The organism is Kitasatospora sp. NPDC097643 (assembly GCF_040302625.1).
Classification (GTDB): domain Bacteria; phylum Actinomycetota; class Actinomycetes; order Streptomycetales; family Streptomycetaceae; genus Kitasatospora.
In genome coordinates, this window is the sequence record NZ_JBEOSA010000009.1 from 55,165 (window position 1) to 68,147 (window position 12,983).

At 73.0% G+C, this 12,983-nt stretch carries 11 protein-coding genes; 4 read left to right on the forward strand and 7 right to left on the reverse strand.

The annotated features are described in order from the left end of the window. Positions 1-10: 10 nt before the first annotated feature. The 7 genes from ABTY15_RS08815 to ABTY15_RS08845 all read right to left on the reverse strand — a co-directional run bounded on the left by ABTY15_RS08815 (position 11) and on the right by ABTY15_RS08845 (position 7,423). A complete protein-coding gene (locus tag ABTY15_RS08815; protein WP_350578389.1) occupies positions 11-688 on the reverse strand; it encodes an ABC transporter permease in 678 nt (225 codons plus the stop codon). Continuing rightward, positions 685-1,353 carry an ABC transporter permease gene (locus tag ABTY15_RS08820; protein WP_350578392.1) on the reverse strand — a complete coding sequence of 223 codons (669 nt, stop codon included), beginning with the start codon at positions 1,351-1,353 and terminating at the stop codon, positions 685-687. The genes ABTY15_RS08815 and ABTY15_RS08820 overlap by 4 nt, the downstream gene beginning before the upstream one ends. After that, complete coding sequence (locus ABTY15_RS08825) at positions 1,343-2,479, reverse strand: ABC transporter ATP-binding protein (protein WP_350578394.1); 1,137 nt, start codon at positions 2,477-2,479, stop codon at positions 1,343-1,345. The genes ABTY15_RS08820 and ABTY15_RS08825 overlap by 11 nt, the downstream gene beginning before the upstream one ends. Before the next feature lie 432 nt (positions 2,480-2,911). Further along, entirely contained in the window at positions 2,912-3,298 is a 387-nt protein-coding gene (locus tag ABTY15_RS08830; protein WP_350578397.1) for a rhodanese-like domain-containing protein, read from the reverse strand. Further along, the gene (locus ABTY15_RS08835) at positions 3,292-3,855 is read right to left on the reverse strand and encodes a cysteine dioxygenase (RefSeq protein ID WP_350578399.1); all 564 of its coding nucleotides are present in this window, start codon (positions 3,853-3,855) and stop codon (positions 3,292-3,294) included. Before ABTY15_RS08835 ends, ABTY15_RS08830 begins: the two co-directional genes overlap by 7 nt. 218 nt (positions 3,856-4,073) lie before the next feature. Continuing rightward, positions 4,074-4,178: a putative leader peptide gene (locus ABTY15_RS08840; protein WP_350578402.1), complete on the reverse strand. Its 105-nt coding sequence runs from the start codon at positions 4,176-4,178 to the stop codon at positions 4,074-4,076. A gap of 50 nt (positions 4,179-4,228) precedes the next feature. Continuing rightward, the gene (locus ABTY15_RS08845) at positions 4,229-7,423 is read right to left on the reverse strand and encodes a hypothetical protein (protein WP_350578404.1); all 3,195 of its coding nucleotides are present in this window, start codon (positions 7,421-7,423) and stop codon (positions 4,229-4,231) included. A gap of 440 nt (positions 7,424-7,863) precedes the next feature. On the opposite strand from ABTY15_RS08845, the gene ABTY15_RS08850 reads away from it, so the two are divergent. From ABTY15_RS08850 to ABTY15_RS08865, 4 genes are all read left to right on the forward strand, one after another. Then, positions 7,864-8,706 (forward strand): nitrilase-related carbon-nitrogen hydrolase, encoded by an 843-nt coding sequence (locus tag ABTY15_RS08850; RefSeq protein WP_350578407.1) that lies wholly within the window; start codon positions 7,864-7,866, stop codon positions 8,704-8,706. Between the two features lie 11 nt (positions 8,707-8,717). Further along, entirely contained in the window at positions 8,718-10,148 is a 1,431-nt protein-coding gene (hydA, locus tag ABTY15_RS08855; RefSeq protein ID WP_350578410.1) for a dihydropyrimidinase, read from the forward strand. Positions 10,149-10,313: 165 nt separating this feature from the next. Continuing rightward, complete coding sequence (locus ABTY15_RS08860) at positions 10,314-11,327, forward strand: TIGR03842 family LLM class F420-dependent oxidoreductase (RefSeq protein WP_350578413.1); 1,014 nt, start codon at positions 10,314-10,316, stop codon at positions 11,325-11,327. A 116-nt stretch (positions 11,328-11,443) separates the two neighbouring features. Beyond that, a complete protein-coding gene (locus ABTY15_RS08865; RefSeq protein ID WP_350578416.1) occupies positions 11,444-12,952 on the forward strand; it encodes an NCS1 family nucleobase:cation symporter-1 in 1,509 nt (502 codons plus the stop codon). The last annotated feature ends 31 nt before the right edge of the window (positions 12,953-12,983 follow it).

The following is a 12,983-nucleotide window of genomic DNA, read 5'->3' on the forward strand; positions in this document are numbered from 1 at the left end:
AAACCGGGATTCAGCGGCCCTGGCGCCGGGCGCGGACCCCGGGCGGGAGCAGGAACCGGGCGATCAGGGCGAAGAACAGCTGGGCGCCGACGGCGAGCAGCACCACCAGCAGCGCGCCGCCCACGGTGACCGCGTACTTGCGGGTGGCCAGCCCGTCGATGACGTAGCGCCCGAGGCCGCCCAGTCCGACGTACGCGGCCACCGTGGCGGTCGCGATCACCTGGACGGTCGCGGTGCGGAGGCCCGCGAGCAGGGTCGGCGCCGCGGACGGCAGGCAGACCTGCCACAGCACCTGGGGGTGGGTCAGCCCGATGCCGCGGGCCGCGTCCCGGACGTCCGGGTCGGTGCCGCGCACCCCCTCGACTGCCGCGACCAGCAGCGGCGGCGCGGCGAGCGCGACCAGCGGCACCAGCACGGCCGTGTCGCCGACCCCGGCGAGCAGCACCGCCAGCGTCACCAGTCCGAGCGTCGGCAGGGCGCGGGCGGCACCCGCGAAGGAGGTGACGACCGTGACGCCGCGCCCGGTGTAGCCGATCAGCAGCCCGAGCGGCACGGCCAGTAGCGCCGCGTACAGCAGGGCCTCGCCGGAGAGCAGCAGGTGCTCGGCGATCCGGTGCGCGATCGAGCCCGGGCCGCTGCGGCGGTCCGGGGCGGAGAAGAAGTCGCCCAGCCAGGAGAGCCAGTTCACCGACCCGCCCCCTTCTCCCGGACGGCCCACGGCGCCAGCACCCGCCGGGCGCCCACCAGCAGCAGGTCGACGGCCAGCGCGAGCGCGGCGATCAGCGCGATGCCGGCCACGATCGGGGTCGGGAAGGTCCGCTGGAAGCCGTCGATGAACAGGTAGCCGAGACCGCCGCGCCCGACCAGCGCGCCCACGCTCGCCAGCGAGATGCTGGACACCGCGGCCACCCGCAGCCCGGCGATCAGGTAGGGCACGGCGGCGGGCAGCTCGACGGAGGTCAGCCGGTGCCACGGCCCGTACCCCATCGCGGTGGCGGCCTGCCGGACGGCGTCCGGGACGGCGCGCAGGCCGTCCACGGTGGTCGGCAGCAGGACGGCGAGCGCGTAGAAGGTGAGCGGGATCATCACGGTCGCCTGGGTGGCCAGGCCGGTGTACGGGATCAGCACCACGAACACGGCCAGCGAGGGCAGCGCGTAGACGATGTTGAAGACGGCGGCGAGCGGCTGGTAGAGCCGGGGGAAGCGGGTGCAGGCCAGGCCCAGCGGGACGGCCAGCAGCAGGCCGATCAGGACGGGGAGGAGGGCGATCACCGCGTGGTCGGCGAGCAGGTCGCCGAGGTAGCCGAGGTGGTCGCCGATCCAGTACCAGCGGACGATCGGTTCATCGTCCACCGGTGGCTCCGTCCTTCTGCCTGCCGTCGGCGTCCTTCTTTGACAGGGCTGGGTACCCCGACGCGCCCGGTACGGGCGGCGCCACCGGGGAGGGCGGCGTGGACAGGGCGGCGAGGACGGCCTCGCGGCTCGCGGTGCCGGTGGCCCGGCCGTCGGCGTCGAGCGCGACGGCGACCCCTGCGGGGGAGAGGACGGCGGCGTCCAGCGCGGTGCGCAGGGTGTCGGTGTCCGGCCGGTAGCCGGGCGCCGGGTGCAGTTCTGCGGCGGGGGCGTCGCGGTCGATCCAGCCGATCGGGCGGCGCTCGTCGTCCAGGGCCAACTCCCAGCCGCCGTAGCGGAGTCCGTCGGCCACCGGGCGGGCGGCGACGACGCTCGCCGGGCGCAGGCCGAGTCCGCGCAGGCCGCGGTCGCGGCCGAGGAAGGCGGCCACGCCGTCGTCGGCGGGGGCGGTGAGGAGGGTGTGCGGGTCGGCCAGCTGGGCGATCCGGCCCTGCTCGCGCAGCACCACCACCTGGTCGCCGAGCCGGACGGCCTCCTCGATGTCGTGGGTGACGAACAGCACCGTCTTGTGCAGCTCGGACTGGAGCCGCAGCAGTTCGTCCTGGAGCCCGGCCCGCACCACCGGGTCGACCGCGCTGAACGGTTCGTCCATCAGTAGCACCGGCGGGTCCGCGGCCAGGGCGCGCGCCACGCCGACCCGCTGCTGCTGGCCGCCGGACAGCTGGAACGGGTACCGCCGCCCGGTCTCCGGTGCGAGCCCGACCAGTTCGAGCAGTTCGGCGGCCCGGGCGCGGGCCTTCTTCCGGTCCCAGCCGAGCAGGTAGGGGACGGTGGCGATGTTGTCGATCACCTTGCGGTGCGGGAAGAGCCCGGCCTGCTGGATCACGTACCCGATGCCCCGGCGCAGCCCGGCGGGCTCCAGCGCGGCGACGTCCGTGCCGTCCAGCAGCACCCGGCCCGAGGTCGGTTCGACCATCCGGTTGACCATGCGCAGCAGGGTGGTCTTGCCGCACCCGGACGGTCCGACCAGGACGGTTATCCGACCGGTGGGGACGTCCAGGTCCAGGCCCTCGACGGCGATGGTGCCGTCGGGATGGCGCTTGCCGGCGCCCTCGAATCTGATCACGGGGTGTTTCCTCGTCAGGGCGCCCCGGGGAGGCGGCGCCTGTGTCGGTCGGTCGTTCGGTGGTTCGACGGGTTGGGTCGGTGGCGGTTTGTCGACAAAGGGTCGTCGCGTGGGCCGCGACGACCTCGGTCGGACCAACCGCCCGGGCGTTCTTCCGCCCGCGTGGCTGCCCAGCTTCGGACCGGCGGAAACTCAGATCAGACTATGACCTGCGTCATCTCCTGTCTCATGGTTACCGCCGGGCCGGCTGAGCCCGCGTGCCCGCCGACCCGGCCACAGGCACGGCCACGGCCACGGTCACGGCCACGGGTTCGGGCTCGGCCACCGGCTCGCCCGCCTCCTCGCCGGGCCGGTCGCCCGGCGGCCGAGCACCCCCGACCGCCGGACGTTCCGGCAGGTCAGATGCCCTACCGGGGAGGAAGTTCGGCCGGTTCAGTCCGCCTGACGGGTCGGCAGTCCGTCGGCCGCCCAGCCGACGAAACCGCCGTCCAGATCGGTCGCCCGGTGCAGACCCAGCTCGCGCAGCGAGGCCGCGGCCAGGCTGGAGGCGTACCCCTCCGAGCAGACCACGATCACCTCGACGTCATAACCCGAGGCCTCCGGAATCCGGTGACCACCCGTCGGATCCAACCGCCACTCCAGCACGTTGCGCTCGATGATCAGCGCCCCGGGGATCTCACCCTCCGCCGCCCGCTGCGCCGCCGGACGGATGTCCACCAGCAACGCGCCGTCCAGCTGGGCCTGGTACGCCTCCCGGGCGCGCGGACGGTACACGCCCTCGCGCGCCCGCTCCAACAGGTCGTCGATCGTGGTCACCATTGCTCCGGTCCTTCCACCGAGGTGCGAACGAGCCCGCCGGCCCGCAGGTCGTAGTGCGCCATCGAGCTCAGCGGCGGCGAGTAGGCGTGCAGGGTGACGGCCGGACCGGACGCGGTGTTGCGCACGTCGTGCACGTACTCGGGGCCGAAGGCGCGCGCCGTACCCGCCGGGACCCGGCGGATCAGCAGGCGCTGGTCCGGCCCGCCCAGCGAGAGCTCCTCCAACTCGCCGAGGGCGACGGTGAACGCGCCGCGCGAGCCGCCGTGGTCGTGGAAACCGGTCGACTGGCCGGGCAACCAGCTGATCAGCCACACCTCGTGGTCGTCCTCGGCCACCAGCCGGCGGAACCAGCGCTCCTTGGTGCTGAGGCGGACGTGGTGGATCCACTGGTCGGGGCGCTCGGCCAGGTCGCGGACGATCGTGCGCAGGGCGCTCGGCGTGAGCGGCGCGACGGAGGCCCTGCTCTCAGGTGCGGTCGAGGTGCTCGTGGTGCTTGCGGCACTGGTGGCACTGGTGGCGCTCGTGGTCGGGTGGTCGGGGACGAGGTGCAGGCTCATGAAAGGCGTCCTCGGTTGCGGCGGGAACGTCGGTGGGTGCGCCCGGACCTGACGGCGCGTGCGGGTGCGGGCGCGGCGCGGGCCGACGGGAGCGGCACGGACGACACGACACGCACACCCGGGTGCGCCGGGCGGGGCGGGGTCAGAACTGCGGATGCGGGTGCGCGGTACCGGCCCTGGCAGGCGTCACAGGGCGGGTCAGGCGCTAAGAGACCAGGTCAGCGGGCACAGATGGAACTCGCCTGGCGTCGCAGATCGACGTGCAGGCGGCAGACCAGAGTGGTGCCGGAGTCCATGTTCCGGATCCTTCCCGACCGAACCATGCCGAGTCAAGCCTGGGCCGGCCCCGGCCGGTCGTCCTGCCGCACGCGGGCTACCCCTCGGCGGGCCGGCGCGGCGCGGGTGGTGTGGCGGGCGGCACGGCGGGCAGCGGGGCCGGTGCCGTGGCTCGTGCGGTGGCCGACGTCGGCCGGTCCGCTGGGGTGTCGCCCGGCGGCTGCGCGGGCACCGGGCCGCCCATGGCGCCCGCGGCGACCAGGGCCGCCTCGATCACCGGCGCGGCCTGCTCGCCCAGGTACCGGCCGAGGGTCTGGTACGCGTCGAACTGGCGGTGGTCGAACCACTGGTCGCTGGTGGTGTCGTTCGGGAACGCCGGATTGGCCACCGCGTACGAGTGCAGCTCGTACGGCAGCCCGGCGGTGAGGACCGCCTGGAGGACGATCAGCGTCCCGTCGACCGAGCCGCCCCCACCGCCCTCGCCACCCTCACCACCACCCTCGGTACCGCCGGACGGCCCGGTGCCGAACGGTTCCGGATAGCGGATGGACCCGGTGATCACCGCCCGGGCCGAGAGCCGGCCGGACAGCTGCGCCGCCAGCCCGCGCAACGGGGTGCGCCCGCCGCCGGAACCGTCCGAACCGTCCGAACCGTCCGAACCGTCCGCGCCGCTGCCCGGGATCAACAGCTCCGGCTCGTGCAGGGTGATGACGATGCCGAGCTCCTCGCGCGCCAGGGTGATCGCCGCGGCGAGGTTGACGGCGTAACCGGAGTCGCCGCTGGCGTCGATGCAGACCGCCGTCCGCACCCCGTGCCGCAGCAGCTCCACCAGCCCGAGGTTCTCGTAGTGCCCGCCGTCGGTGGTCAGCAGGAAGCGGTCGTCCGCCGGGAACCGCCCGGTCAGCTCCCGCAGTTGGTACGGGAGGCGGCGGACGGCCGGCTCCGCCGGGCGGCGCCAGTCCGGGGCGCCGAACCAGGCCGGGCCGAGCGCGGCCGGGTTGGGCAGCCAGGTGCCGAGCCGTGCGTTGGTGACCGCGAACAGCCCCTGGTAAACCCGGGACTGACTGCCCATCGCCGAGGAGAACGCGGCGCCGGAGACGGCCATCGCCGACTGCACGGTGAGGTCCCGGGCGATGTGCCGCCGGGTGCGCCGCTCCAGCAGGTCGGTCCGCGCGTACCCGACGTCCGGACCGCCCACGTAGTCGTACGAGAGCGAGAAGGAGGCCGCCCGACGGCCCGGCGGCGTACGGGAGTTGCCGGACAGGTTGGCCGCCGCGGCGAAGATCACCTGCGGGAAGTCGGGGTGCCGGGCGCCGTAGTGGCTGAGCCAGGTCTGTTCCCGGAAGAAGTCGTACGGCCGGGCGAACGCGTGCCCTCCCTCCGTCACCCGGCGGACCGCGAACGCCGAGGCCAGCCGTAGCCGGTAGAACGGGTGCAGCCCCATCCAGGTCTGGTCGAGGTTGAGCCCGACCGTGCCCAGCACCAGCGGCAGCAGCACCTGGACGGCCGTCGGCCACGCGTACCCGGTGGCGACCGCCCAGCCGAGGGCGAGCAGCGCACCCGCCGACAGCGCCGTCAGCGCGGCCCACACCACGACGTACTGCGGGAGGTTGGCGAGCAGGCCGCCGCCGAGCCGGCCGACGCCGCGCAGCGCCCCGCCCACTGCGGCCGCGCCCCGGCGGATCGTGCGGCGGTCGCGCCAGAGTATGCCGAGCAGCAGCGCCAGGTAGCTGAGCACCACGGTGAGGCTGAGCCCGGCGCCGGTCAGCTGCGGGCCCGCCGACAGCGCCTGCTGGAGCCGTATCGCGCCCCAGGCCAGGCCCGGCACCGCCAGCACCCCGACGGCCAGCAGCCCGGCCAGCGCCAGTGCCGCGGAGTAGAGCCGGCGCAGTGTGCGCGGGAGCGCGGCGCCCCAGCCGAGCGACGGGAAGGCCAGCAGCCAGAGCAGCCAGCACGCGGCGGCCGTCGCCAGCAGCAGCGCCAGGGCGGCGAGCGCGGGCGCGCGGAACTCCAGTGGGCCCGGTACGGCGCCGGCGGTGCGCAGACCGGCCGCCGCCAGGGCGTTCAGGTCGGTGAGCGGGACGTGGTGGTAGAAGCGGCTGAGCCCGAGGCCGAGCACCAGGACGGCGGCGAGCAGCAGGGTGAACGCCGAGACCAGACCGCGCAGCAGCGTCCCGAGGGCGACCAGCCACTCACCGGCGCCGTCGGCGACGTACTTGCCGTGGCGGCGCAGGTGGTCCTCCTCCGGGGAGCCGGGCTCCAGCACGGTGTCGGCGGTCAGCCCCGACACGGCGTGCACGGGGGTGCCGGGCTCGGAGTCGGTGAGCGCGAGCTGCAACGCGCCGACGGTGTACCCGCCGCCGGAGACGGAGACCAGGTAGCGGGCCCGTTTCAGCCACGGCCGCAGTGCCTGGAGGGCGCCGAGCGTGACGCAGGCCGAGCGGACGCCGCCGCCCGAGGCGCAGAAGCCGAGCTCGGCGGGCTCGCGGCCCGGTGGTACCCGGGCGCCGTCGCGCCAGCGGGTGTGGCGGTCGGGCGGGTGCGGGCCGGAGGTGACGGTGGGGTGGTCGGGTGGGTACGGGCCGGACGGCGGAGGGCCGGTGCGCGGGGCGGCCACCGGCCAGGGCGGGATGAGCGCGGGACGGTCGGGGTCGTCGTCGGCCGCGTCCGCAGCCGAGTCCGGGGCCGTGGCTTTGGCAGCCGGTGCGCGCAGCCCGCGCACCGCCCGGGTGCCGGCCACCAGGAGCACGCCGGCCCCGATCACCCCGGCGGGCAGAAGTAACAGCCACTTGACGGTGGCCAGCGCGGTGGCCGTGGCGAAGGGCGCGTCGGAGCCGGTCGCGCCGCCGTCCAGACCGGTGGCGAGCAGGACGTCCTCGCCGATGTCGCACCCGGCGGCGAGCAGCGCGGCGCCGCCCGCCGCGAGCGCGGTGAGCCGCCAGCGCGGCCGCCCGAACACGTACCCGCCGAGCAGGGCGGCGGCCGTCAGGGTGAGTGCGTAGCCGCCGATCAGCCAGCCGTCGGCCCGCAGCGCGGCCAGGTACTCCTCGGCCCGGCCGCCGACCACGGCCCCGGCGGCCGTCCGGGAGCCGGCCAGCTGGAGGGCGACGTCCCGCACCGGGGGCGCCCAGTGGCGGAACAGCAGCCCGCCGAGCGTGAGCGGCAGCAGCGCGCCGAGCGCGAGCAGCAGGCCGGCCCAGGCGGGCACGGTAGGTGGCCCACCTGCCCGGGCGTCGCGCCGGGCCCACCCGAGCAGCCGGCCGAGGCCGCGCTCCGGCGGCGTCGTCGTCATCCGCCACACCTCCCCCCGCATCCCCTCGTACCGAATCCCGGACCGCAGTCCCGCTGTCCCGCAGTCCCCGTTGTTGCGCTGAGCCGCCGTCGGGTGACGGTCCGCAGCGGCGTTCAGGCGCGTTTTACCCCGGCATGGCCAATGTCGCACCCGGAGCAGCCGTATTCACTCGAATGAGTAAGGAGCGCACCTGCGGGGTAGATGACCGTTTCATCCCACCCAGGACCGACCGCGTGTCCGCGTAACAAGATCGCCCCAGACGCGTTACCGCCAACGTATTGTCAGGCCACCGAAGCCCGGCCTACGGTCTACAGATCGCTTTCTACGCACGTAGACCCCTGTGGGTCCGCCGTGGACCCGCAGGCGAGACCCGCCGCCCCGTCAACCCTCAGACCGCAGGCCCGACCCCACGGCCGGACCGCGGAGTTGCGGAGGTACCCATGTCGCAGATCGTCCGTGCCGCCCTCGTCCAGACCCGCTGGACCGGCGACCAGGAGAGCATGATCGCCCTCCACGAGCGGTACGCCCGCGAGGCCGCCGCCCAGGGCGCGAAGATCATCGGCTTCCAGGAGGTCTTCAACGCCCCGTACTTCTGTCAGGTCCAGGAACCCGAGCACTACCGCTGGGCCGAGGCCGTGCCCGACGGCCCCACCGTCCGCCGCATGCAGGACCTCGCCCGCGAGCTCGGCCTCGTCATCGTGGTCCCGGTCTACGAGGAGGAGCAGACCGGCGTCTACTACAACACCGCCGCCGTCATCGACGCGGATGGCAGCTACCTCGGCAAGTACCGCAAGCACCACATCCCGCAGGTGAAGGGCTTCTGGGAGAAGTACTACTTCAAGCCCGGCAACCTCGGCTGGCCCGTCTTCGACACCGCCGTCGGCAAGGTCGGCGTCTACATCTGCTACGACCGGCACTTCCCCGAGGGCTGGCGCGCCCTCGGCCTCGCCGGTGCGCAGATCGTCTACAACCCCTCCGCCACCAGCCGCGGCCTGTCCGCCTACCTGTGGCAGCTCGAACAGCCCGCCGCCGCCGTCGCCAACGAGTACTTCGTCGCCGCCATCAACCGCGTCGGCACCGAGGAGTACGGCGACAACGACTTCTACGGCACCTCCTACTTCGTGGACCCGCGCGGCCAGTTCGTCGGCGACGTCGCCTCCGACAAGGAGGAGGAACTCGTCGTCCGCGACCTCGACCTCGATCTGATCGAACAGGTCCGCCAGCAGTGGGCGTTCTACCGCGACCGCCGCCCGGAAGCCTACGGACCGCTCGCCGAGGCGTGAGGAGCACCCCGATGACCACCCGCGACCCGCAGCAGCGCACGATCGTCCGCGGCGGCCTCGTCATCACCGCCGCCGACGAACTCCACGCCGACGTCCTCGTCGAGGGCGAACGCGTCGTCGCCCTCGCCACCACCGGCAGCGCCGCCGCCGAGGCCTGGACCGCCGACACCGTCATCGACGCCACCGGCCACTACGTCATCCCGGGCGGCGTCGACGCGCACACCCACATGGAACTGCCCTTCGGCGGTACCGCGGCCGCCGACACCTTCGAGACCGGCACCCGCGCCGCCGCCTGGGGCGGCACCACCACCATCGTCGACTTCGCCGTCCAGCCCGTCGGCGGCGCCCTGCGCGAGGGCCTCGACGCCTGGCACGCCAAGGCCGACGGCAACTGCGCCATCGACTACGCCTTCCACACCATCGTCTCCGACGTCAACGACGGCGTCCTCAAGGAGATGGACGCCCTCGTCGACTCCGGCGAGTCCACCTCCTTCAAGCTCTTCATGGCCTACCCCGGCGTTTTCTACAGCGACGACGGCCGCATCCTGCGCGCCATGCAGCGCGGCGCCGGCAACGGCGGGCTGATCATGATGCACGCCGAGAACGGCATCGCCATCGACGTCCTCGTCGAACAGGCCCTCGCCGCCGGACACACCGCCCCCCGCTACCACGGCGAGGTCCGCCGCGAACTGCTGGAGGCCGAGGCCACCCACCGGGCCGTCAAGCTCGCCCAGGTCGCCGGCAGCCCGCTCTACGTCGTCCACGTCTCCGCCGCCTCCGCCCTCGCCGAGATCGCCCAGGCCCGCGAGGCCGGGCTGAACGTCTTCGGCGAGACCTGCCCGCAGTACCTGTTCCTCTCCACCGACAACCTCGCTGAGCCCGGCGCCGACGGCTTCGAGGGCGCCAAGTACGTGTGCAGCACGCCACTTCGGCCGCGCGAGCACCAGGAGGCGCTCTGGCGCGGACTGCGCGCCAACGACCTCCAGGTGGTCTCCACCGACCACTGCCCGTTCTGCTTCGTCGGGCAGAAGGAACTCGGCCGCGGCGACTTCTCGAAGATCCCCAACGGCCTTCCCGGCGTGGAGAACCGGATGGACCTGCTCCACCAGGCCGTCGTCGACGGGCACATCACCCGCCGGCGCTGGATCGAGATCGCCTGCACCACCCCCGCCCGGATGTTCGGCCTGCACCCGCGCAAGGGCACCATCGCGCCGGGCTGCGACGCCGACCTCGTCGTCTACGACCCGAACGCCGTGCAGACCGTCTCCGCCGCCACCCACCACATGAACGTGGACTACTCGGCCTACGAAGGGCGCCAACTCACCGGCCGGGTGCGGACGGTGCTGTCACGCGGCACCGTCGTGCTCGACGACGGCAACTGGCTCGGCCGGGCCGGCCACGGCGCCTTCCTGCGGCGCGACACCTGCCAGTACCTGACCTGAGAACCGCTTGAGGGGCTGCCCCTCCGGTCGACTCTCCGGCTGCTCTCCCGCTTCTCTCCTGCTTTTCTCCCGGCTCTCTCCAGTTTCTCTCCCGCTTCCATGTGCCGCCGCCCGGACCCGCCAACCGGTCGCCGGGCGGCGGCCCGACCTCTCCCGGAGCCACCCATGGACATCGGCCTCGTCCTCCAGACCGACCCGCCCGCGCGCCTGCTCATCGACCGGATGATCCGCGCCGAACAGGCCGGGTTCAGCCACGGCTGGACCTTCGACTCCTGCGTCCTGTGGCAGGAACCGTTCGTCATCTACAGCAGGATCCTCGCCGAGACCGAGCGTCTGACCGTCGGCCCGATGGTCACCAATCCCTCCACCCGCACCTGGGAGGTCACCGCCTCCCTGTTCGCCACCCTCAACGACATGTACGGCAACCGCACCGTCTGCGGCATCGGCCGCGGCGACTCCGCCATGCGCGTCGCCGGCCGCCACCCCGCCACCCTCGCCCGGCTCTCCCAGGCCATGCACGCCATCAAGGAGTTGGCCGAAGGACGCACCATCGAGGTGGACGGCACCGAGATGCACCTGCCGTGGGTCCGCCCCGGCGCCGAACTCCCGGTCTGGATGGGGGCCTACGGGCCGAAGGCACTCGCCCTGACTGGTCGTCAGGCCGACGGGTTCATCCTCCAGTTGGCCGACCCGTACCTCACCGAGTACATGATCAAGGCGGTGCGCAACGCTGCCACCGAGGCCGGCCGGGACCCGGACACGCTCACCATCTGCGTCGCCGCCCCCGCCTACGTCACCGCCGACGACTCGCCCGCCGCGCTCGCCCATGCCCGCGAGCAGTGCCGCTGGTTCGGCGGCATGGTCGGCAACCACGTCGCAGACCTGGTCACGCACTACGGCGAACACTCCGACCTCGTCCCGGAGGCCCTCACCGACTACATCAAGGGCCGCCAGGGCTACGACTACAGCCACCACGGCCGGGCCGGGAACCCGGACACCGCCTTCGTGCCGGACGAGATCGTCGACCGCTTCTGTCTCATCGGACCGGTCGAGACCCAGCGCGCCCGCCTCGAACAGCTCCGCTCCCTCGGCGTCGACCAGTTCGCCGTCTACGCCATGCACGACGCCGTCGAGACCACCATCGACGCCTACGGGACCGACGTCATCCCGCAGTTGTGACTCGGGCGTGATCGCGGGGCGTGATCCGGGGCGTGCTTCCGGGGCGTGCTTCCGGGGCTCGACCCCACGTGTGAATCCGGTTGTGAAGTCCAGTTGTGACGGACGGGAGCGTGCCCATGGCCGACACCGCGACCAGCGGCGCAAGACAGTGGCAGCACCCCGACGGCCGGGTCGAACTCGACCCGGCCTCGGGGGAGTTGCCATCCAACGGCTTCACCAACGACGACCTGCGGCCGGTCCCGGTGGCACGGCGCACCTGGACCACCTACAACTTCCTCGCGCTCTGGGTCGGCATGGCCCACAACATCCCGTCCTGGACGCTCGCCTCGGGCCTGGTCGCGCTCGGCATGGACTGGAAGCAGGCCGTCCTGACCATCGCCCTCGCCAACCTGATCGTGCTGGTGCCGATGCTGCTCACCGGCCACGCCGGGACGAAGTACGGCATCCCGTTCCCGGTGTTCGCCCGGGCCTCGTTCGGACTGCGCGGGGCCAACCTGCCCGCCCTCGTCCGGGCGGCGGTGGCCTGCGCCTGGTTCGGCATCCAGACCTGGATCGGCGGCGAGGGCATCTTCCTGCTCGCCGGCAAGCTGTTCGGTGAATCCTGGCTCAAGGCCGAGGAGTTCGGCGGCTACCCGTGGACGCAGTGGCTCGCGTTCCTGCTGTTCTGGCTGATCGAGATGGCGATCATCGCGCGGGGGATGGAGACCCTGCGGCGCTTCGAGAACTGGGCGGCACCGTTCGTCATCGTCGGCGCGCTCGCCCTGCTGGTGTGGATCACCGTCAAGGCGGGCGGGCTCGGGCCGCTGCTCGACCAGCCGTCCAAGCTCGGCTGGGGCGGCAGCTTCTGGAAGGTCTTCTTCCCGGCGCTGATGGGCATGATCGGGTTCTGGTCCACGCTGGCGTTGAACATCCCCGACTTCACCCGCTTCGGCGGAAGCCAGCGGGCCCAGATCCGCGGGCAGGCACTCGGGCTGCCGACCACGATGACGCTCTTCGCGCTGCTGTCGGTGCTGGTCACCTCGGGCTCCCAGGCCGTCTACGGCGAGCCGGTGTGGGACCCGATCAAGCTCGCGGCGAAGATGGAGAACCCGGTCGGCATCCTGTTCGCGCTGCTGACCGTCCTGGTCGCGACGCTGTCCGTGAACATCGCCGCCAACGTGGTCTCGCCCGCCTACGACCTCGCCAACCTGCTGCCCCGGTTCATCAACTTCCGCACCGGGGCGCTGATCACGGGGGTGGTCGGGATCGCGATCTTCCCGTGGAAGCTGATCGAGGACCCGCACGTGTACATCTTCGTCTGGCTGGGCGTGGTCGGCGGACTGCTCGGCACGGTCGCCGGGGTCCTGATCGCCGACTACTGGGTGCTGCGCGGGACCCGGCTCCAGCTCGCCGAGCTGTACCGGCCCGGCGGGGCCTACTGGTACGCGGGCGGATGGAACTGGCGGGCCGTGACGGCGCTGGGGGTCGGGGGCGTCCTGGCGGTGGGCGGCTCGTACGGCGGGCCGTTCCCGGCGGACGGGCTGCTGCCCGTGCTCAAGCCGCTGGCCGACTACGGCTGGGCGGTCGGGTTCGGGGCCGCGTTCGTGCTGTACCTGGTGCTCGGGCGGACGACGGCGAGCAGCTGACAGATTTTGAAATCTGTCAGCTGTTATCTGT